Annotated in this window: 17 protein-coding genes; 7 read left to right on the top strand and 10 right to left on the bottom strand. The window is 66.2% G+C overall.

The features are described from left to right. Positions 1–110: 110 nt before the first annotated feature. The 5 genes from GRI89_RS13635 (at position 111) to GRI89_RS13655 (ending at position 7,129) form a co-directional block, all read left to right on the top strand. Complete coding sequence (locus GRI89_RS13635; RefSeq protein WP_159796662.1) at positions 111–377, top strand: GlsB/YeaQ/YmgE family stress response membrane protein; 267 nt, start codon at positions 111–113, stop codon at positions 375–377. A gap of 236 nt (positions 378–613) precedes the next feature. Beyond that, positions 614–1,795: an efflux RND transporter periplasmic adaptor subunit gene (locus GRI89_RS13640; RefSeq protein ID WP_159796665.1), complete on the top strand. Its 1,182-nt coding sequence runs from the start codon at positions 614–616 to the stop codon at positions 1,793–1,795. A gap of 12 nt (positions 1,796–1,807) precedes the next feature. Further along, the gene (locus GRI89_RS13645) at positions 1,808–5,314 is read left to right on the top strand and encodes an efflux RND transporter permease subunit (RefSeq protein WP_159796668.1); all 3,507 of its coding nucleotides are present in this window, start codon (positions 1,808–1,810) and stop codon (positions 5,312–5,314) included. Positions 5,315–5,393: 79 nt separating this feature from the next. Further along, complete coding sequence (locus GRI89_RS13650) at positions 5,394–6,605, top strand: DUF445 domain-containing protein (RefSeq protein WP_159796836.1); 1,212 nt, start codon at positions 5,394–5,396, stop codon at positions 6,603–6,605. Next, a complete protein-coding gene (locus GRI89_RS13655) occupies positions 6,602–7,129 on the top strand; it encodes a GNAT family N-acetyltransferase (protein ID WP_328598262.1) in 528 nt (175 codons plus the stop codon). Before GRI89_RS13650 ends, GRI89_RS13655 begins: the two co-directional genes overlap by 4 nt. On the opposite strand, the gene GRI89_RS13660 is transcribed toward GRI89_RS13655, so the two are convergent. Both GRI89_RS13660 and sucC read right to left on the bottom strand, forming a co-directional pair. Beyond that, positions 7,126–8,046, bottom strand: coding sequence for a hypothetical protein (locus GRI89_RS13660; RefSeq protein ID WP_159796671.1), 921 nt, complete (start codon positions 8,044–8,046; stop codon positions 7,126–7,128). The two genes, GRI89_RS13655 and GRI89_RS13660, sit on opposite strands and share 4 nt — an antisense overlap. A 102-nt stretch (positions 8,047–8,148) precedes the next feature. Next, positions 8,149–9,348 carry an ADP-forming succinate--CoA ligase subunit beta gene (gene sucC, locus GRI89_RS13665; protein WP_159796674.1) on the bottom strand — a complete coding sequence of 400 codons (1,200 nt, stop codon included), beginning with the start codon at positions 9,346–9,348 and terminating at the stop codon, positions 8,149–8,151. 105 nt (positions 9,349–9,453) lie between these two features. Between sucC and GRI89_RS13670 the strand changes: the two genes are divergently transcribed. After that, complete coding sequence (locus GRI89_RS13670; RefSeq protein ID WP_328598263.1) at positions 9,454–10,242, top strand: 3'(2'),5'-bisphosphate nucleotidase CysQ; 789 nt, start codon at positions 9,454–9,456, stop codon at positions 10,240–10,242. Between the two features lie 52 nt (positions 10,243–10,294). On the opposite strand, the gene GRI89_RS13675 is transcribed toward GRI89_RS13670, so the two are convergent. After that, entirely contained in the window at positions 10,295–10,981 is a 687-nt protein-coding gene (locus GRI89_RS13675; protein WP_159796677.1) for an OmpA family protein, read from the bottom strand. Positions 10,982–11,139: 158 nt separating this feature from the next. Here GRI89_RS13675 and GRI89_RS13680 point away from each other — a divergent pair, with 158 nt between their 5' ends. Further along, positions 11,140–12,435, top strand: a complete 1,296-nt coding sequence (locus GRI89_RS13680) for a hemolysin family protein (RefSeq protein ID WP_159796680.1) — start codon at positions 11,140–11,142, stop codon at positions 12,433–12,435. A 332-nt stretch (positions 12,436–12,767) separates the two neighbouring features. Here the strand turns inward: GRI89_RS13680 and GRI89_RS13685 are convergent, their stop codons facing one another. The 7 genes from GRI89_RS13685 to purE form a co-directional block, all read right to left on the bottom strand. Continuing rightward, on the bottom strand, positions 12,768–13,190 hold the full coding sequence (locus GRI89_RS13685) for a DUF3035 domain-containing protein (RefSeq protein WP_159796683.1): 423 nt from the start codon (positions 13,188–13,190) through the stop codon (positions 12,768–12,770). Next, the gene (gene lspA / locus GRI89_RS13690) at positions 13,190–13,738 is read right to left on the bottom strand and encodes a signal peptidase II (protein ID WP_159796686.1); all 549 of its coding nucleotides are present in this window, start codon (positions 13,736–13,738) and stop codon (positions 13,190–13,192) included. Before lspA ends, GRI89_RS13685 begins: the two co-directional genes overlap by 1 nt. Beyond that, positions 13,735–16,671 carry an isoleucine--tRNA ligase gene (gene ileS / locus GRI89_RS13695; RefSeq protein ID WP_159796689.1) on the bottom strand — a complete coding sequence of 979 codons (2,937 nt, stop codon included), beginning with the start codon at positions 16,669–16,671 and terminating at the stop codon, positions 13,735–13,737. The genes lspA and ileS overlap by 4 nt, the downstream gene beginning before the upstream one ends. A 178-nt stretch (positions 16,672–16,849) precedes the next feature. Next, entirely contained in the window at positions 16,850–17,773 is a 924-nt protein-coding gene (locus GRI89_RS13700) for a bifunctional riboflavin kinase/FAD synthetase (RefSeq protein ID WP_159796692.1), read from the bottom strand. Continuing rightward, a complete protein-coding gene (locus GRI89_RS13705) occupies positions 17,770–18,255 on the bottom strand; it encodes a dihydrofolate reductase (RefSeq protein ID WP_159796695.1) in 486 nt (161 codons plus the stop codon). The genes GRI89_RS13700 and GRI89_RS13705 overlap by 4 nt, the downstream gene beginning before the upstream one ends. Continuing rightward, the gene (locus tag GRI89_RS13710; protein WP_159796698.1) at positions 18,252–19,307 is read right to left on the bottom strand and encodes a 5-(carboxyamino)imidazole ribonucleotide synthase; all 1,056 of its coding nucleotides are present in this window, start codon (positions 19,305–19,307) and stop codon (positions 18,252–18,254) included. The genes GRI89_RS13705 and GRI89_RS13710 overlap by 4 nt, the downstream gene beginning before the upstream one ends. Then, positions 19,307–19,789: a 5-(carboxyamino)imidazole ribonucleotide mutase gene (gene purE / locus GRI89_RS13715; protein ID WP_159796701.1), complete on the bottom strand. Its 483-nt coding sequence runs from the start codon at positions 19,787–19,789 to the stop codon at positions 19,307–19,309. The genes GRI89_RS13710 and purE overlap by 1 nt, the downstream gene beginning before the upstream one ends.

Consider the following 19,789-nt stretch of genomic DNA (forward strand, 5'->3'; position numbering starts at 1 on the left):
CGGCAACGATTTATCCCACAGGCTGCACGGCCTGCGGGGAACAGTCGTGCCGTCGCTACGTTCTCCTCCCGTCCGGTAGATGACTGCATGCAGCAGGAGGAGACGAAGACATGGGAATGATCATTGCAATTATCGTCGGCGGCGTCGCCGGCTGGCTGGCAAGTATCGTCATGAAGCGCGATGCCTCGATGGGCATCCTGCTCAACGTCGTGGTTGGCGTGATCGGCGCCTTTCTCGGAAATTGGCTGCTCGCCCCGCTTCTCGGGTTCGGCGGAAGCATCCAGACTTTCGACATGGGTGCGTTCGTGATCTCGATCCTCGGCGCAATCGTCCTCCTGGCTATCGTGAACATGGTCCAGAGAGGTCGTATGCGCTAATCAAGCTACTGAAATATCGTACGAACGAGGGGCGGCTCACTCCGGTGGTGCCGCCCCTTTCGCACCTACGACAATTTATTACTCGTCGGAGCAGAACGGCGGTCTATAGAGACGGGGATTGCGCGGCTTGCGGCCGCGCCTTATGCGCCCTGGCGACGCGGCAGCCCCTCCGTGGTGCGAGCCGCGGTTAACTGTGTTATACCTGCCTGGGCGGCCAGTGAGGCTGGAAAGCGCGAATGAACTACGAAACGACAGTCAACCTCGACGGCTCCGACGGGCAGACCGTTTTGCTTGATGAGGCGGAGACCGAGGCGCGCCGCAAGAAAAGGGTGATGATTATCGCGGCAATCGGTGCCGTGCTGGCCCTTGTCGCCTACTTTGCCTTCGCCACAGGGGGCGAAGAGGCCGATTTTGCGCCCCGCACGGGGCAGGTTCCGGTGGTTAGCGTCATTTCCCCGGGCAAGGGGACAATCGAAGGCATCATCAACGCCACCGGGACACTGGCGGCACGCCGCGAACTGCCGGTCGGAAGCGTCGGTGAAGGCGGCCGGGTCATTTCCGTGCCTGTCGATGCCGGTCAATGGGTGAGCGCGGGTCAGGTGCTCGCAGTGATCGACCGCTCGGTCCAGGTCCAGCAGACCGCCGGCCAGGCCGCGCAGCTCCAGGTCGCGAAGGCAGACGCCGAATTGGCGCAGTCCAATCTCGATCGCGCGCTCCAGCTTGTCGAACGCGGTTTCATTTCGAAGGCCGACATCGACCGCCTGACGGCGACGCGCAATGCGGCCATCGCTCGTGTGCGTGTCGCCGAAGCTTCGCTTGGCGAACGCCAGGCCCGCAACGCCCAGCTCAACATCGTCGCCCCGGCGGCCGGCCTGCTGCTCGAACGTAATGTCGAGCCGGGCCAGACGGTCAACTCCGGATCGGGTGTGCTGTTCTCGATCGCCAAGGGCGGGGAGATGGAGCTGCTCGCCAACCTTGGCGAAAGCGATCTCGCCGTCGTTTCGGTAGGTTCGCCCGCCCAGGTGACCCCGGCAGGCACTGGCAAGTCGTTCACTGGTCAGATCTGGCAGAAGGCTCCGGTTATCGACCTTCAGACGCGCCAGGGTACGGCGCGGATTGCGCTCGCCTACGCTCCGGAACTCCACCCGGGCGGATTCGCCACGACGGTCATCAAAAGCGGCACCATCGTCGCGCCGATGCTGCCGGAAAGCGCGATCATGTCGGATGCCAAGGGCGCCTATGTCTTCATCGTCGACAAGGACAACAAGGTGGTCCGCCGCGCGATCAAGACCGGGGAGGTGACCGCACGCGGGATCGCCGTGGTCGAAGGCATCACCGGCGACGAGAAGATCGTCGCCCGCGCCGGCGGTTTCCTGACCGAAGGCGAGACGGTTAAGCCAACCGCCGTCAAGAACTGAGGCGGCAAGCCGATGAACTTCCGCAACATCTCCGCGTGGTCGATCCGGAATCCGATCGTCCCGCTCGTCGTGTTCGCCGGCCTCGTGCTCGCCGGACTGTTCTCGTTCAACCAGATGGACGTAAACGACCGTCCGGACATCGAATTCCCGGTGGTAAACGTCAACATCTCGCAGCCCGGCGCCGCGCCGAGCGAGATCGAGAACCAGATTACCCAACGGGTCGAAGCGGCGGTGCAGACGCTCGACGGAGTGAACAACATCTCCTCGACTGCCTCGGAAGGCAGTTCGAACACCCAGGTCGAATTCGAGCTGGGCACAGACATCGATACTTCGGTGAACGAGGTGAAGGCCGCCGTCGACCAGATACGCGGTGAATTGCCCGACGGAATTCTCGAGCCGCGCGTCTCGAAGCAGCGCACCAGTTCGCAGCCCATCGTCTACTTCGGCGTCGCCGCGCAGGACATGACGATCGAGCAGCTTTCATGGTTCATCGACGATACGGTGACCAAGAGACTGCTGACCGTCGAGGGGCTGGCCGAGGTCAATCGCAACGGCGGCGTCGATCGCGAAATCCTGGTCATTCTCGATCCGGCCAAGATGCAGTCGCTCGGGGTGACCGCCAGCCAGGTCAACCAGACGCTGCGCTCGCTTAACGTAAATGCTGCGGGCGGGCGGGCAGAAATCGCCGGTTCTCGCCAGTCGGTCCGTGTCCTCGGCAACGCTTCTTCCGCTTACGAGCTTTCGCAGACCCTCGTGTCGATCGGCGGAGGGCGGACCGTCAAGCTGGCCGACATCGCCTCGGTGCGCGACAGTTATGGCGAACTGACCAGCCTGGCCAAGCTGAACGGCAAGCAGGTCGTGACCTTCTCGGTCACACGCGCGCGGGGCGAATCCGACGTGACCGTCTATGACGGGGTGGTCGAGAAACTGAAGCAGCTCGAGGCGGAAAACCCCGGCATCACCTTCACGCGCCTGTTTACCGAAGTCGACTACACCAAGGCCCAGTACGAAAGTTCGATGGCGGCGATGATCGAAGGTGCCGTCCTCGCCGTCGTGGTGGTGTTCCTGTTCCTGCGCGACTGGCGTGCCACGATTATCGCCGCGCTGGCCATTCCGCTCTCGGCCATCCCGACTTTCTGGTTCCTCGAAACCTGGTTCGGATTCTCGCTCAACACGATGTCTTTGCTGGCGCTGGGGTTGGTCGCCGGCGTCTTGGTGGACGACGCGATCGTCGAGATCGAGAACATCGTCAGACACATGCGAATGGGCAAGAGCGCGTACCAGGCGTCGATCGACGCGGCGGACGAAATCGGCCTGGCGGTGGTGGCGACCACGTTCTCCATTGTTGCCGTGTTCCTGCCAGTCGGCCTGATGCCAGGGGTTGCTGGCCAGTTCTTCAAGAACTTTGGCCTGACCGTGGTCGTCTCGGTGCTGATGAGCCTTCTCGTGGCGCGCATGATTACGCCCATGGTCGCCGCCTATTTCCTGAAGGCAAAGGGTCACCAGTCGCACGGCGAAGGCGCTTGGATGGACCGCTACATGGGCGTGCTCAAGTGGTCGCTCGATACCAGCAAGGCGGAAGCCTTGCGCGCCCGTCTCACGCCCATCGCGTCCGACTGGTGGCATTTCCCCGTGGCGATCATCTTGCGCATCGTGGTGGCGGCGACGGCCGTGGCCGGGTTCGCGGCGGGGGTCTATGGCCTCAATTTCGTAGCGGGATCGCTGGCTGAATCGCGCTTCTGGCTCGATATGCTCTCGTTCCTGCCCGATGCCGTCGCGGCGCCGATCGCCGGGCTGCTTACCCTGGTCGCCTTGCTGGTTGGACTTGCCGTGTCGATGGTCCTGGGCTGGTTGGCGGCAAAGCTCATGTCGGTGTTGATGCTTATGGCCTCGCACATGCTCGGCCGGCATTTCGCGGAGGCCTATGCCTATCGCAACGGCCGGTATGCAGCGCGCTTCCGCGGCGATCACCGGGTCTGGATGATGTTCGTCGGGATGTTCTCGCTGGGCCTGACCGTGCTGATGCTGCTTTCGATACCGACGCAGTTCTTCCCCAACAACGACAGCGATTTCTCGATGATCCGCGTGTCGATGGTCCCTGGTACGACGCTCGGGCAGACCGAGGAGGTGATCGAACAGATCGCCACGCGGATGCGGCAGGAGCAGGAGGTCGAACTCGCACTTGGGATCGTCAACGAGGGAAGCGGCGCCGTGCGCCTCGTGCTCAAGCCGGACCGCAATCGTACGAGCAAGAAGTTCGAAGAAGAAATGACCCCGGTCCTGCAGCAGATCCCCGACGCGCGGATCAGCTTCCAGAACCAGCAGGGCGGCGGCGGCGGCACCGGTCGCGGCGTTTCGATCATGCTGTCGGGTTCCGACCCTACCAAGCTCGATGCGGCGGCCAACACGCTTGTAGAGCAGATGAAGGGCGTGCGCGGCGCCGTTGCCCCGCGCGTGGAACTCGACCTGCAGCGGCCCGAACTCATCGTGAAACCGCGGGAGGACCTCGCACAGAGCCTCGGCGTCAGCACGCAGGCGCTGAGCCAGGCGATCCGCATCGCGACCCTTGGCGACATCGACCAGAATGCCGCCAAGTTCTCGCTGTCCGACCGCCAGGTTCCTATCCGCGTCCGGCTGGGTGAGAGCGAGCGGCGCGATTTCTCGGTTATCCGCAACCTGCCCGTGCCGACCTCGAACGGTGGATCGGTGCCGCTCGAACGCGTCGCAGACATCAGCTTCGGCCAGGGACCGACGAGCATCCAGCGCTACAACCAGAACCGCCGCGTATTCGTCTCTGCCGATATCGCGCCCGACGCGGCAAGCGGCGACGTCAAGTCGGCGATCAACCGCCTCCCGATCATGCGCAATCTTCCCTCCGGCGTTTCCAACGCGCCGGTCGGCGAGGACGAGTGGCAAGCTGAAATGATCGACAACTTCGGCGTGGCGCTGCTTGCCGCCGTGTTGCTGGTGTTCTCGGTCCTCGTGCTGCTCTACCGCCGGCTGGTTTCCCCGCTGGTCAACATGGGCTCGCTGTTCCTCGCCCCGCTCGGAGGCCTGATTTTCCTGCTGCTGCTCGGCCAGCCGATTTCGCTGCCGGTGTTCATCGGCATCCTCATGCTGTTCGGCATCGTCGCCAAGAACTCGATCCTGCTGATTGACTTCGCGATCGAGGAGATGGCAGCCGGCAAGGGCAAGCGCGACGCGATTATCGAGGCCGGGCACAAGCGCGCCCAGCCGATCGTGATGACGACGGTCGCGATGACTGCGGGCATGATTCCCACCGCCTTGTCGTTGTCTGGCGATTCGGCCTGGCGCGCGCCGATGGGCACGGTCGTGATCGGCGGCCTGGTGCTGTCGACGCTGCTGACTCTTCTCATCGTCCCGGCCGGCTTCAGCCTCGCCGACGGGCTCGAGAAGCGACTCGGACCGTGGCTGCGCGACCGGATCCTGACCTACAAGCCGGGAGACGACCGAACCGACAGCGAGGCGCCGAACCGTGGAGCGCTTCCGGCTGAGTGACGGCTTGACCGGCACGGCCAAGGCGGGCAGCCATCCCGCTGTGAGCAAACCTGCGCTTCCTCCTGACCGCGCGCGGACCATGCGGCGCGTCGCTACGGGCTTGCTGGTGTCGATGGCGGGGCTGTTCGCGCTGGCCAGGGCGATGCTCGAAACACACCCGGCCTGGGGCTACGTCATGGCCTTCGCCGAAGCGGCGATGGTGGGTGGACTGGCCGACTGGTTCGCGGTCACCGCGCTTTTCCGCCACCCACTCGGCCTGCCGATCCCGCACACTGCCATCATCCCGGAGAACAAGGACCGCATCGCCGACACCATGGCGAACTTCCTGCGGAGCAACTTCCTCACGCCCGTCGTCGTCGCCCGGCGCATGCGGGCAATGAACCTGGCCAAGGCGGCGGGCGAATTCCTCTCTCGTCCAAAGCAGGGCGAGGGCTCGCGCATACGCAGCGGCGCCGGCGGCATCCTCGCCGAAGTGCTCGAATCGCTCGATCCCGAACGGCTCGGCGGGCAGGTCCGCGCCGGGCTCCTGCACCAGCTCGAAAAGCTCGAGGTCTCGCCGCTGCTCGGGCAGATGCTGTCCGGGGCGATCGCCGACAAGCGTCACCTGCCGCTGCTCGATTCGCTGATCCGCTGGGCCGGGCTGACGCTCGAGGATAACGAGGACATGGTCCGCCAGATCATCCACGAGAAGGCGAATTCGGTAGTCCGCTGGACCGGCCTCGACGAACGGCTCGCCAATTCGGTGATCGATGGACTCTACCGCCTGCTCGCCGAAGTGCTGGTCGATCCCGACCATCCCTTGCGCAACAAGATCGAGGAAGGGCTCGAAACGCTCGCCCGGGACCTGCAGCACGACGAGGAAATACGCGCGAAGGTCGAGGGGATGAAGAACGACCTGCTCGCCAACCCGGCGCTGGCGGCCTGGTGGATGGGGGTGTGGGAACGCCTGCGTCTCTCGCTCATCGGCTCGGCGCGCAATCCCGGTGAGGGCGCGCTCGGCGGGCAGCTCTCCGGCATGATCGGCGAGCTCGGCCGAGCCCTGCGCGACGATCCGGCGCTGCAGGACCAGGTCAACCGCTTCGCGCGCCGCACCGCGGTAGGCGTCGCCACGCGCTACGGCGGGCAAATCGTCCAGCTCGTCTCGGAAACGGTGCGCCGATGGGATGCCAAGACGGTAACCGCCCGGATCGAAGGCGCGGTCAGCCGCGACCTTCAGTTCATCCGCCTCAACGGCACTCTGGTGGGCGGCCTCGTCGGCGTGATCATCCACTTCATTTCGGAGTTCGTGTGAGCGAAGGCCCCTTGCTGACGACCGAGCGGCTCGAGCTATGGAAACCGCGCTTCGAGGACATGCGCGCGGTCTACGACGTCGTGACGCATCCCGAGACCGCGACCCACCTCGGGCCGCCGCTCAGCTGGGTCGACCACTACGCCCGTTTCCACCGCAATGCCGGCGGCTGGTACCTCCACGGCTACGGCAACTTCCTCGTCCGCGAGCGCGGGCAGGATAGGGTGATCGGCAACGTCGGCGTGTTCCACAGCAACCGCGGGCTTGGCGAGGACTTCGACATGAATCCAGAGGCCGGATGGATCATGGCCCACGACCATGTCGGCAAGGGTTATGCCAGCGAAGCGATGACCGCCGTGCTCAATTGGTTCGATGCCGAACACGGGCCTCGGCGCATCGTCTGCATTGTCTCGCCCGACAACCCGCCCTCGCTGCGCATGGCGGAAAAGTTCGGCTTCGTGCCGACGCGCATGGCCGAAATGCCGGCCGACGGTGAGCCGGTGCAGCTGTTCGAGCGGCTGCCCTAGCGTCCGCGCCCGCCGCCGGGAAAAGCTGGGCCGAGGAACATCGGGCTGCCGATCCACATTCCGGCCATCGCCTTGCCGTCGGGATCCTTGGCCGGTGCGAAGTGCGCCTTGTCCATCAGGATCGAGCAGATTTTCTCGTTCACCGCCGTGTCGAGCGTCGCCCAGTGAAGCTTGCACTCGGTTGCCTTGCCCGACTCGTCGACCATCAGGCGGATCTGATTCGAGCCGCCAGCCAGCTTGCTGAATTCGGTGAAGGGCACCGTGCCTTGCGGCAGCCAGCCGACACCCCCGCCGTCGGGAATTGCCGGGGTCGAGCCCTTGCCCATTCGCGCCGGGTCGAGACCCCAGGTCTTGGCGAGGTCGTCGGCGCAGGCCTGCAAGGCGCCCACCGCGTCTCCGAGCGAGCCGGTGTCAATCTCGACGGGATCGACCAGTCCGCTGGAAAGCAGGATGCCGGTCAGCGGCTTGGCGGCCGCCTTCTCCTCGCTGCGGTCGTATGCGGGCGGCATCGGCGGCGCTCCGGGCGCCGGCGGCGCCAAGGCCGCGATCGTCACCGGACCGAGGTTGAAGTAGTCGTTGCCGCCGACCATTTCGGCGCGGGTAAAACGCGCCTTGCGTCCGCTCGTGGCGGGCGTGAAGTCCCAGCCCAGCTCGTCGGCGCTGCGGTAAGTGCGCATGCCCTTGCCCACCAGGATGAGGCGCATCGTCGGCCCCGGCTGGATGCGTTCGAATGCCACCGCCATCTCATTGGTGCCGTCGCTGAAATTGCGCGACAGGCGGCAATAGTCGTCGCCGTAGTCGAGCGCCCACTGGCCCGTCGGCTTGAACACCAGCGTCTCGCCGGCGGATGCCGCCGGAGCGGTCGCCAGCAGTGCCGCCGAAATCATCGAACCTGTTGCAATGCGCCCGAAACCCATGCGCAAATCTCCCTCTACCCGGCGCGCGAGACTATTGCCCGCGCGCGCCGGGTCAAGCTGTGACTGTGTCGCAAACGGTCGCGTTTTGACGCGGCTCGGTTCTCAGGCCGCCTGCTTGACCTCGGACACGATCTTTCGGGCGGCATCGCCGAGGTCGTCCGCCGGGATGATGGCGAGGCCGGAGTGGGCGAGGATGTCCTTGCCCTGCTGGACGTTGGTGCCTTCGAGACGGACCACCAGCGGCACGTCGAGCTCGACTTCCTTGGCCGCCGCGACGATGCCCTCGGCGATCGTGTCGCAGCGCATGATACCGCCGAAGATGTTGACGAGGATGCCTTTCACCGCCGGGTCGGAAAGGATGATCTTGAAGGCTGCCGAGACCTTCTCCTTCGAAGCGCCGCCACCGACATCGAGGAAGTTGGCCGGGAAGGCGCCGTTGAGCTTGATGATGTCCATCGTCGCCATGGCGAGGCCCGCGCCGTTGACCATGCAGCCGATGTCGCCGTCGAGCTTGATGTAGGCGAGGTCGTACTTCGAGGCCTCGATTTCCATCGGGTCTTCTTCAGTCTCGTCGCGCATCGCCTCGACGTCCTTGTGGCGGAACAGCGCGTTCGAATCGAAGCTCATCTTGGTGTCGAGCACCAGCAGACCGCCGCCGGTGGTCTCGACCAGCGGGTTGATCTCGAGCATCGAGCAGTCGAGCGCGACGAAGGCCTCGTAGAGCTTCTTCGCCAGCTTCTGCGCGTCCTTGGCGGTTTCGCCCTTGAGCTTGAGCGCGAAGGCCACCGAGCGGCCGTGGTGCGGCATGAAGCCCGTCGCCGGGTCGATGGTGATGGTGGTGATCTTTTCGGGCGTCTCGTGCGCCACGTCCTCGATGCTCATCCCGCCTTCGGTCGAGACGACCATGGCAATGCGCCCGCTGGCCCGGTCAACGAGCAGCGCGAGGTAGTATTCGTGCGCGATGTCGACCCCGTCGGTGACGTAGAGCCGGTTGACCTGCTTGCCCGCCTCGCCGGTCTGCACCGTCACGAGGGTATTGCCGAGCATCTCTTTCGCGTCCGTCTCGACGTCGGCGACGCTCTTGGCGAGCCGCACGCCGCCCTTGGCGTCGGGGCGGAGTTCCTTGAACTTGCCCTTGCCGCGTCCGCCGGCGTGGATCTGCGCCTTCACCACGTAGAGCGGCCCGGGCAGCTTGCCAGCGGCCTCGACTGCTTCCTCGACGCTCATCGCCGGGTAACCGGTCGGCACCGCGATGCCGAACTTCGCGAGCAGGTCCTTGGCCTGGTATTCGTGGATGTTCATCGAGGGGGTCTGTCCTGACGTCTATGGGGGAGGAGAATCCGCGGGCGCGCCTAAGCATGGATTGCCGCGCTTGAAAAGACCGCCGCAGCGCTTCACAGCGCAAGGGTGATAGATCGGGCGCGATTGGAGGAAATTTGCCGCGAGGCCGGGCGTATCGCCATGCGGCAATGGCCGGGGGCGGGACATGCCCTCGAATCGTGGGAAAAGAGCCCGGGAAGCCCGGTCTGCGCCGCCGATATCGAGGTCGACGCCTTCCTGAAGCGCGAACTGCGCGTGCTGCTGCCCGCCGCCGGCTGGCTGAGCGAGGAAACCGTCGATCATCCGGAACGGCTGGAAAAGGGCCTGTGCTGGTTGGTCGACCCGATCGACGGCACGCGCGATTTCATCCGCGGGCGCAGCGGCTGGGCGGTTTCGGTGGCGCTGGTCAGCGAAGGACGGCCGCTGATCGGCCTGCTCGAAGCCCCGGCGCGGGGCGAATCGTGGACCGCGACGGCGGGGCAGGGCGCATCGTGCAACGGCAGGCGGCTGCAGGCGAGCACCCGGCGCGAACTGCCGGGCGCGCGCGTCCCCGCCGATCACCTGCCGGGCCCCGACAAGGACCTGATGATGGTCACCAAGCCCAACTCGATCGCCCTGCGCGTGGCGATGGTCGCGTCGGGCGCGGCGGATCTCGTGGCGACGCTGCGCTGGGGGTACGAGTGGGATGTTGCCGCCGCGGCGCTGATCGCGCGCGAGGCGGGCGCTGCGGTGTCCGACGCTTTCGGTCACAAGCTCGCCTACAACAAGCGCGATCCGCGTGCTTTCGGGCTGCTGGTCAGCGCCCCGGCGATCCATGCCGCAGCGGTTGAGCGGCTGGCGGAGCGGGCGGCGGAGTTCTCCCGAACCGGGAAATGATGCGGGCCGGCCCCGCAGAGGGGACCGGCCCTGATTGTTGCGGAGGCGGGATTTACTGACCTGCAGCGGCCTTCGCTTCGGCCTCGGTGAACGGGATCACCTTGATTTCGACGCGGCGGTTGAGCGGTTCGTTGACGTTGTCGCCGGTCTGGACCTTTAGCTGGGTCTCGCCGAAGCCCTGCCAGCGGATGCGGCTCGCGGCGACGCCGCGGCTGGTCAGGTAGTTGGCGACCGACTGCGCGCGCCGTTCGGACAGCGCCTGGTTGGACGACGACGAGCCGACGGTGTCGGTGTGGCCGTAAACGTCGACGAGGCTGTTGGGATATTGCACGAGGTTCGCGGCGACCTGGTCGAGCGTCGCCTGGAACGAGGCGCTGATCGACGAGCTTCCGGTCGGGAAGGTGACGTCGGGCAGGTTGACGAGGAAGGCGTTGCCGTTGTCCACTTCGGTGACGTCGACGCCGCTGCCGGCGGTGTTTTCCTTCAGCTCCTTGATCTGCTTGTCCATGTTGTAGCCGACGTAGCCGCCGATCGCGCCGCCGGCGACCGCGCCGGCGATGCGCGCGGTCTTGCCGCCGATCAGGCCGCCCAGCAGGTAGCCACCGAGGGCGCCGCCGATGCCGCCGATCGCGGTGCGCGAGATCTTCTGCTCGCCGGTGTTGGGGTCGGTGACGCAGGCGGAAGTTCCGAGCAGCGCGACAGAGGCGGCGCCGGCAATGAGAATGCGTTTGATCTGCATGGTATTGGCATCCTTCCTGGTGGAGAAAACACAGAGAACAGCGCACGCTTCCCGAAAATCGTGTGCGCCGGGTACGGTGGGCAAAACGCTGGGACTCGAAACGCGTTCCTCAGCGGTGCTTCGCGTCGGCAAACAAATCTGCTAGCGCCCTCTCGGCAATGGCACCCTTCCCCTGGTTCGATCTGGCAATACTTGCCGGTCTCATCCTCCTCAACGGCATCTTCGCAATGTCGGAACTGGCGATCGTTTCCGCGCGGACCGCACGGCTCAAGGTGTTGGCCGACAAGGGCAGCCGCTCGGCCCGTACGGTCCTCGCGCTGGCCGGCGATCCCGGCAAGTTCCTCTCGACGGTCCAGGTCGGCATCACGCTGATCGGGATCATCGCCGGCGCCTTTTCCGGGGCCACGCTCGGGGCACCGATGGGCGAGCGGCTCGAACTGCTCGGCCTCGAGCCCGACACCGCGCAAACCGCCGGCTTCGCCCTCGTCATCGCGCTGACGACCTATTTCAGCCTCGTCGTGGGCGAACTGGTGCCCAAGCAGCTGGCGCTCAGGAAGGCCCTGCCGATCGCGCTGGTCATGGCCCCGCCGATGGCGCTGATGGCGCGCGCCGCTGCGCCGGTCGTGTGGCTGCTCGACACCTCGTCGAGCATGATCATGCGCCTGATCGGGGTGCGCCACCGCGGCGAACACGGGCTCAGCGCGGAGGAGATTCACATGATCTTCGCCGAAGCGACCCGCTCGGGCGTGATCGAGGAGGGCGAGCGGGCGATCCTCTCGGGCATCATGCGCCTGACCGACCGCACCGTGCGCGAGCTGATGACCCCGCGCACCCAGATCGACTGGCTCGACCTCCATGCCGACAGCAAGGAGATTTCGGAGACGATCGCCGCCTCGCCGCACTCGATGCTGCCGGTCGCCGACGGATCGGTCGACAAGGTGGTCGGCGTGGTAAAGGTGCGCGAAGTGCTCGCCGAACTGGTCGCCGGCCGCCCGGTCTACCTCGACCGGCTGGTGCGCAAGGCCGAGGTGGTTCCCGACCAGCTCGACGCGATGGACGCGTTGCGCATCCTGCAGTCGTCGGGCCTGGGCATGGCCATGGTCCACGACGAATACGGCCACCTCGACGGCATCGTCACCCCGGCCGACCTGCTCAACGCCATGGCCGGCAACTTCGCGAGCCACCAGGACGAGGGTGACGAGCCCGAACTGGTCGAGCGCGAGGACGGTTCGCTGCTGGTCGCGGGAGCGATGAGCGCCGACGCTCTGGCCGAACGGCTCGGCATCGACCTCCCGCAGGCGCGCGAATTCGCCACCGCTGCGGGCTACGTGCTGTTCATGCTCAAGCGCTTGCCCGAAGTGGGCGAGCACTTCCACGACCAGGGGTGGCGGTTCGAGGTCGTGGATCTCGACGGGCGCAAGATCGATAAATTGTTGGTCAGCGAGGAAAGTTAGCGGAGACGCTCGCATCCGGGCGAACCTTTTGTCTCATGCACCCGCATCCGCGGGTGCGTCCTCGGTGCTGTTCCCTACGTTCCGCTTCGCTCCACTGCGGGGCACCTGCGGGCGGCCGCCTCCGTCTGGCTATCGCCTGACGGCTACTTGAGCCAAGCGCCCTTGCGGCTCCCTGCTCGGGAGCCGTTCTATCACATATTTGGAGGGCTATTCCCTGTTCCTGGCCGCGGCAGCCCTAGCGCGAACGCGCGCCCGCAGCGGCCCCGCAGTCCGCAGGACGGAGGGATTGGCCGCGAGGACGCCCGCCCGGATGGGCGGGCATGAAACAAAAATCAGGAAGGGATGACAGCCGAAGCCGCTTGGCCGTCACCCTCGGGCGCGCCGATGATCGATTGGGTCGTGGTGCCCTTGTCGACGGTGAAGGTGGTCGGGTCGCCGACCGACGAGCGGATGCCGGGGGCGGATTCGCCGGCGCGATCGATCGCGCTGGTTTCCACCGCGCTGCGCGGGGCACTCCCGCCGAACAGGGCTTCGAGCGCCTGCTGCGAGGCGGTGCCTTCGGCCGGACGCGGGGCGCCCGGTTGCGGCGGGACCAGCGCGAAATCGGGCGGGATGACCAGCGGAGCCTGGCGCTGCACGGCGAATTCGTCGGGCCGGTCGCGACCGAGAATGCCGCCGCCCCCGCAGCCGGAAAGCAGCGCGGCCAGACCAGTGACCGGGCCGGCGATCAGGGCGAAACGGGGGGAAATGCGCATCAATTGGTCTCCGCGGCGTCCGGCGCCGTCTCAGTCTCGGGTGGGCTCTGCTCGTGGGCGGGTTTCTCGCGCATGAACAGCGAGCGGGCAAGCACTATCAACACCCCGATCGTGATCGCCGCGTCGGCGACGTTGAAGATCAGGAAGGGGCGAATCTCGCCGAAGTGCAGGTCGGCATAGTCGAGCACGTAGTTGTTGGTCAGGCGGTCGAGGATGTTGCCAAGCGCGCCGCCCAGCACGAGCGACAGCGCGACGATGTCGCCCATCTTGCGCTCGCGCAGGATCCACACCGCAACGCCCAGCGCGATCGCCCCGGTAATGCCGATCAGCGCGAGCTGCATTTCGGTCGAATGCGCGGTGAACATGCCCAGCGAGACGCCGTAGTTGTGCGTTCGGGTCAGGGCGAAGAACGGCAGCAGATCGACGCTGTCGCCGACGCTTCCGAGGTGGAAATGCTTGACGACGAACCACTTCACCCACTGGTCGAGGGCGAACACCGCGAGGGCAATGGCGAAGCCGGCGAGGCGGCGCTTGACGATCGGGGTCATACGGCGGCGTCCATGCTTGCGACGACCTCGTCGCAGCGCGCGCAGAGCGCACCGTCCTCGGTCACTTCGGGCAGCAGCCGCCAGCAGCGGCCGCACTTGTGGTTGTCGGTGCGGGTCACGGAGAGCGCACTACCACGCGATACCGGACCGCTGATGAACAGTTCCGCAAGCGCCTCGTCGGAAAAGCCCGCCGGGACGGCGTAGGCCGGCACCGTAACGCTCGCCTCGAGGCCCGAGCGCACGACCTTCTCGCGCCGCAGCGGCTCGATCGCCTCGGTGACCTGTTCGCGCAGGGTCCGCAAACGGCTCCATTCATCGTCATCCCCGCGAAGGCGGGGATCCAGCTCCGGCGTCGCGCCTGGATTCCCGCCTTCGCGGGAATGACGAGAGTCTGGAAGTCCCGGCCACTCCAGCAGATGCACGCTGCCCGCATCCGGGAAGCGCGTGCCCCACACCTCTTCGCTGGTGAACACCAGCACCGGGGCGGCGTAGCGGACCAGCGCGTGGAACAGCGTGTCGAAGACCGTGCGGCAGGCGCGGCGCTTCGTACTGTCGGGCGCATCGCAGTAGAGGCTGTCCTTGCGGATATCGAAGTAGAAGGCCGACAGGTCCTCGTTGCAGAAATCGATCAGCGCGCGGACGTAGGTGTTGAAGTCGAAGTCGGCCACCGCCTGCCGCAGCGTCGCGTCGAGATCGGCGAGCAGCGCGAGGACGTAGCGCTCCAGCTCGGGCATTTCGGCCACGTCCAGCCGCTCGGCTTCCGAAAACCCGTCGAGCGCGCCGAGCAGGTAGCGGAAGGTGTTGCGCAGCTTGCGGTACTGGTCGGCGACGCCCTTGAGGATCTCGTCGCTGATCCGGTGATCCTCGGTGTAATCGACGCTCAGCGCCCAGAGGCGGATGATGTCGGCGCCGTACTGCTCCATCACCTTGATCGGATCGACCGTGTTGCCGAGGCTCTTCGACATCTTGCGGCCGTCGCCCGCCATGGTGAAGCCGTGGGTCAGCACCGCCTCGTAGGGCGCGCGGCCGCGGGTGCCGCAGCTTTCGAGCAGCGAGGACTGGAACCAGCCGCGATGCTGGTCGGAGCCTTCGAGGTAGAGGTCGGCGGGCCACTTCAGCTCGGGCCAGCGGCCGCTTTCGAGCACGAAGGCATGGGTCGAACCCGAATCGAACCACACGTCGAGGATGTCAGTGACCCGCTCGTAGTCGGCGAGGTCGTATTCGTTGCCGAGCAGCGCCTGCGCGCTCTCCTCGTCCCAGGCATCGACGCCCTGCGCGCGCACCGCGGCGACGATGCGTGCGTTGACCTCCTTGTCGACGAGATACTCGCCGGTCTTGCGGTCCACGAACAGCGTGATCGGCACGCCCCAGGCGCGCTGGCGGCTGAGCACCCAGTCGGGCCGCCCCTCGACCATGCTGCCGATGCGGTTGCGGCCCTTGGCCGGGACGAAGCGGGTCTGCTCGATGGCTTCGAGCGCGAGCTGGCGCAGCGTCTCGCGGGGTTCCTGCGCTCCGCCCTCGTTCTCCCAGCGCTGCTCGCGCGGGTTGTCGATATGCTCGAGGATCGGCTTGTCCATCGGCACGAACCACTGCGGCGTGCAGCGGAAGATCACCTTGGCCTTCGAGCGCCACGAGTGGGGATAGCTGTGTTGATAATCTGTGGACGCGCTGAGGAGAGCGCCCGCCTCGCGCAGGTCCGAACATATCGGACCGTCAGGCGCGTTGAACTTGGGGTTGATGACCGAGCCCTGCCCGCCGAGCCAGGCCCAGTCCGCGCGATACTTCCCGTCGCCCTCGACCGCGAAGACCGGGTTGATGCCGTGCGCCTTGCACAGGTCGAAGTCGTCCTCGCCATGGTCGGGCGCCATGTGGACGAGGCCCGTGCCGCTCTCGGTGGTGACGAAGTCGCCGGGGAGGAACGGCCGCGGCTCGGCGTAGAACCCGCCGAGGTGGTGCATCGGGTGGCGGGCCTTGACGCCCTCAAATCCTTGGGGCGCCGTGTAGACACCCGGAGTCGTCACCGTATCCCTGGAAAGTCCGAGCCTCGCCAGAAATGAGTCTTCCAGATCCATCGCGACCAAGAAGCGTTTGCCCATGAGGTGCGAGACTTCAGGTCGAACTGCGAGCTTGTTGTCAATGACTTCGAGCAAGCGGTAAGTGATTCCAGGCCCATAGGCGAGCGCCTGATTTACAGGAATCGTCCACGGAGTGGTTGTCCAAATGACGGCATAGGCCCCAACCCACTCTGCGAAGAAGGGGCTCTCCACGATCTCGAACGCCACGTCGACCTGGGTCGAGACGATGTCCTCGTATTCGACCTCGGCTTCCGCCAGCGCGGTCTTCTCGACCGGGCTCCACATCACCGGCTTGGCGCCGCGGTAGAGCTGGCCGCTCTCGGCGAACTTGAGCAGTTCCGAGACGATCGTCGCCTCGCTCTCGAACTGCATCGTCAGGTAGGGATTGTCCCAGTCGCCGCCGATGCCGAGGCGCTTCAGCTGCTCGCGCTGGGTATCGACCCAGTGCTGGGCATAGGCGCGGCATTCGGCGCGGAATTCCTTCGCCGGGACCTCGTCCTTGTTGAGCTTCTTCTTGCGGTACTGCTCCTCGACCTTCCACTCGATCGGGAGGCCGTGACAGTCCCACCCGGGCACGTAGGGCGCATCCTTGCCGAGCAGGGTCTGCGTGCGCACCACCATGTCCTTGAGCACGTGGTTGAGTGCGTGGCCGATGTGCATGTCGCCGTTGGCGTAGGGCGGGCCGTCGTGCAGCACGAACTTCTCGCGCCTGGCGCGGGCAGCGCGGACCTGCTTGTAAATCCCCTCGGACTCCCAGCGCGCGGCAATGCCCGGCTCCTTCTCGGGGAGGCCGGCCTTCATCGGGAAGTCGGTCTTCGGCAGGAAGACCGTCGGGCGGTAGTCGCGTTGTTCTGACATTTCGGATGGCCCGCTACAAAAATCGGGCCGTGTAGGAAAACGGTTTTTGTCCTGCTGGTCCTTCGAGACGGGCCTTCGACATGCTCAGTCCCTCCTCAGGATGAGCGAAAAACCGGCGAGCCCGCTCATCCTGAGGAGACTTGTCGAAGCCGAAGGCTGAGCGGCCGTCTCGAAGGACCTAGGCAAAAAGGTTCCTGGCCCGTTCGCAATCCTCGGCCATCTGCGCCTTGAGTGGTTCAAGCGCATCGAACTTCATCTCCGGGCGCAGGAAGTGGTGGAAGGCCACCTCGATCTCCTGCCCGTAGAGGTCGCCGGCAAAGTCGAAGAAATAGGGTTCGAGCAGCTCCTTCGGCGGATCGAAACTCGGGCGCACGCCGACGTTGGCCGCGCCCTTGAGTTCGGTGCCGTCGGGGAGGCGGCCGGTCACTGCGTAGATCCCGAAGCGCGGGCGCAGGTAGGTGCCGAGTTCCATGTTGGCGGTAGGGTAGCCGATCTCGCGGCCGCGCTTGTCGCCGTGGATCACCGGGGCGCGGATGGCGAAGGGGCGGGTCAGCAGGCGGGTGGCCTCGGCGCAGTCGCCGGCCTTGAGCGCGTCGCGGATGCGGCTGGACGAAACGACGCGGCCGCCGTCCATCACCGGGCCGAGCGCGCGCACGCCGATGCCGAGGCCCGCGCCGACTTCGCGCAGCACCGCGATGTTGCCGCCGCGGCCCTTGCCGAAGGTGAAGTCCTCGCCCGTCACCACGCCCGCCGCGCCGATGTGATCGCCGAGCAGTTTCGTCACGAAGTCTTCCGCGGTCGTGCCCGCCAGCGCGTCGTCGAAATGGAACACCAGCATGGCGTCGGCCCCGGCGGCGGCGAACAGCTCCTGCCGCTGGTCGAGGGTGGTCAGGCGGAATGGCGGGACGTGCGGGGCGAAGTGGCGCACCGGGTGCGGGTCGAAGGTGGCGACGATCGCCGGGCGGCCTTCGGATTTCGCCCACTCGACCGCCTCGCGAACCACTGCCTGGTGGCCGAGATGGAAGCCATCGAAATTGCCCAGCGCGACGACCGCGCCGCGCAGGTCCGCCGGAACCGGCTGGCGATGGTCGAGGCGGATCATCGGCGGTGCAAGGTGACGAAGCTGTGCGCGGGCCAGGTGCCGTCGGCCTCGCGCTCTTCGCGGGCGACTTCGGTCCAGCTCTCGCCGGGGTAGTCCATGAACAGGTCGCCGCCGGTGTCCTCGTGAACCTCGGTCAATTCGAAGCGCGTGGCGTGCGGTTCGAACAGGTCGAAGATTTCGACGCCGCCGATCACCGAAACATTGCCGTTTCCGGCCAGATCGAGCGCTTCATCGACACTGTGCGCGACCTCCGCTCCCTCGGCCGACCAGGCGGTATCGCGGGTCAGCACGATGTGGCGGCGGCCGGGCAGGAGCTTGGGAAGGCTGTCGAAAGTCTTGCGGCCCATGATCATGGGCGTGCCCCTAGTGTGGGCGACAAACCGCTGTAAATCCTCGCGAATTCTCCACGGGACCTGGCCGTTGAGGGCAATTGTCCCGTCGTCCGCGCGGGCCACGACGAACACGATCTCGCGCGTGCTCATGCCCAGACCCGGGTAACATGCCCCATCTTGCGCCCCGCCCGCGCCTCGCCCTTGCCGTAGAGGTGCAGGTGCAGTCCGGGCGCCGCAAGAATTTCATTTGCTTTTTCAATGTCGTGACCGACAAGATTGGTCATCTCGACATTGGGCAATACCAGCGAAGTATCTCCGAGCGGCAACCCGCAGATCGCCCGCACGTGGTTCTCGAACTGCGAGGTAACCGCACCCTCGATGGTCCAGTGGCCTGAGTTGTGGACTCTGGGTGCCATCTCGTTGAAAACAGGACCGTTTTCCGTGGCGAAGAACTCGCAGCTCAGCACGCCGACATAGCCGAGTGCCGAGGCGATCTTCGCGGCCAGCTCACGGGCGGCGGGGACCTGTGCGGCGATCACCGGTTCCGGAGGCAACGTGGAGGTGGCGAGGATGCCGTCCTTGTGGACGTTCTGCGCGCTGTCCCAGAAGCGCACCTCGCCGTCCCGACCGCGCACCAGGATGACCGAGAATTCGGCGGCGAAACGAACGAAGCCCTCGTAGACCAGCCCCGCCGATGGGAGCCGTAGCCCCTCGGCCTCGCGCGCGCTCTCGATCCGCCACTGGCCCTTGCCGTCGTAGCCGTCGCGGCGGGTCTTGAGGATACCGGGCGTGCCGAGGCGGCCGACCGCGGCGATAAGGTCGTCCATCGAATCGACTTGTGCATAGGGAGCGGTGCGCCCGCCCTGGGCTTCGGCGAAGGCTTTCTCGTGCAGCCGGTCCTGCGCCACTTCGAGCGCGCGAGCCGAAGGGAACAGCTTTTCCGGCGGGATGGTGGCGAGCGGGCCGACGGGGACGTTCTCGAACTCGTAGGTGACGACGTCGCACTGCCCGGCGAAGCGGGTCATGGCGTTGCGGTCGGACCACGGGGCGCAGGTGAAGTCCGCGCAAACGTCGGCCGCGCCGCTGTCGGCGTTGGGATCGTAGGCGTGGCACTTGTAGCCGATCTGGGCGGCAGCCATCGCCAGCATGCGGCCAAGCTGGCCGCCGCCAAGGATACCAATCGTGCCTCCCGCCGGAATCATCAGCCTTGCGGCACCTCGCCGACCGATGCCGTGCGCGCCGCGCGCCAGTCCTGCAATCGCTGCGACAAGGCCGGATCGCCGAGTGCGAGGATCGCGGCGGCGAGCAGCCCGGCATTGGTCGCCCCGGCCTCGCCGATGGCCAGCGTGCCGGTGGGCACGCCCGCGGGCATCTGCACGATCGAGAGCAGGCTATCCATGCCGCTCAGCGCCCTGGACTGCACCGGTACCCCGAGCACCGGCAGGTGGGTTAGCGCGCTGAGCATGCCGGGCAAGTGCGCCGCGCCGCCCGCACCGGCAATCACGACCTTGAAGCCTTCGCCCGCCGCGCCCTTGCCGAATTCGTACATCCGATCCGGCGTGCGGTGGGCTGAGACGATGCGCGCCTCGTAGGCGACGCCGAGATCGTCGAGCACCTTGGCGGCGCATTCCATCGTCGGCCAGTCGGACTGGCTGCCCATTACGATTGCGACCTGTGCGCCCAT

It is taken from the genome of Croceibacterium salegens (genome assembly GCF_009827435.1).
Classification (GTDB): domain Bacteria; phylum Pseudomonadota; class Alphaproteobacteria; order Sphingomonadales; family Sphingomonadaceae; genus Croceibacterium_B; species Croceibacterium_B salegens.

Excerpts from the sequence above, each read along its gene's own strand:
- GRI89_RS13635 (WP_159796662.1), top strand. The coding sequence starts at position 111 with ATGGGAATGATCATTGCAATTATCGTCGGCGGCGTCGCCGGCTGGCTG.
- GRI89_RS13640 (WP_159796665.1), top strand. The coding sequence starts at position 614 with ATGAACTACGAAACGACAGTCAACCTCGACGGCTCCGACGGGCAGACC.
- GRI89_RS13645 (WP_159796668.1), top strand. The coding sequence starts at position 1,808 with ATGAACTTCCGCAACATCTCCGCGTGGTCGATCCGGAATCCGATCGTC.
- GRI89_RS13650 (WP_159796836.1), top strand. The coding sequence starts at position 5,394 with ATGCGGCGCGTCGCTACGGGCTTGCTGGTGTCGATGGCGGGGCTGTTC.
- GRI89_RS13660 (WP_159796671.1), bottom strand. The coding sequence starts at position 8,046 with ATGGGTTTCGGGCGCATTGCAACAGGTTCGATGATTTCGGCGGCACTG.
- sucC (WP_159796674.1), bottom strand. The coding sequence starts at position 9,348 with ATGAACATCCACGAATACCAGGCCAAGGACCTGCTCGCGAAGTTCGGC.
- GRI89_RS13675 (WP_159796677.1), bottom strand. The coding sequence starts at position 10,981 with ATGCAGATCAAACGCATTCTCATTGCCGGCGCCGCCTCTGTCGCGCTG.
- GRI89_RS13680 (WP_159796680.1), top strand. The coding sequence starts at position 11,140 with ATGGCACCCTTCCCCTGGTTCGATCTGGCAATACTTGCCGGTCTCATC.
- GRI89_RS13685 (WP_159796683.1), bottom strand. The coding sequence starts at position 13,190 with ATGCGCATTTCCCCCCGTTTCGCCCTGATCGCCGGCCCGGTCACTGGT.
- lspA (WP_159796686.1), bottom strand. The coding sequence starts at position 13,738 with ATGACCCCGATCGTCAAGCGCCGCCTCGCCGGCTTCGCCATTGCCCTC.
- ileS (WP_159796689.1), bottom strand. The coding sequence starts at position 16,671 with ATGTCAGAACAACGCGACTACCGCCCGACGGTCTTCCTGCCGAAGACC.
- GRI89_RS13700 (WP_159796692.1), bottom strand. The coding sequence starts at position 17,773 with ATGATCCGCCTCGACCATCGCCAGCCGGTTCCGGCGGACCTGCGCGGC.
- GRI89_RS13705 (WP_159796695.1), bottom strand. The coding sequence starts at position 18,255 with ATGAGCACGCGCGAGATCGTGTTCGTCGTGGCCCGCGCGGACGACGGG.
- GRI89_RS13710 (WP_159796698.1), bottom strand. The coding sequence starts at position 19,307 with ATGATTCCGGCGGGAGGCACGATTGGTATCCTTGGCGGCGGCCAGCTT.
- purE (WP_159796701.1), bottom strand. The coding sequence starts at position 19,789 with ATGGGCGCACAGGTCGCAATCGTAATGGGCAGCCAGTCCGACTGGCCG.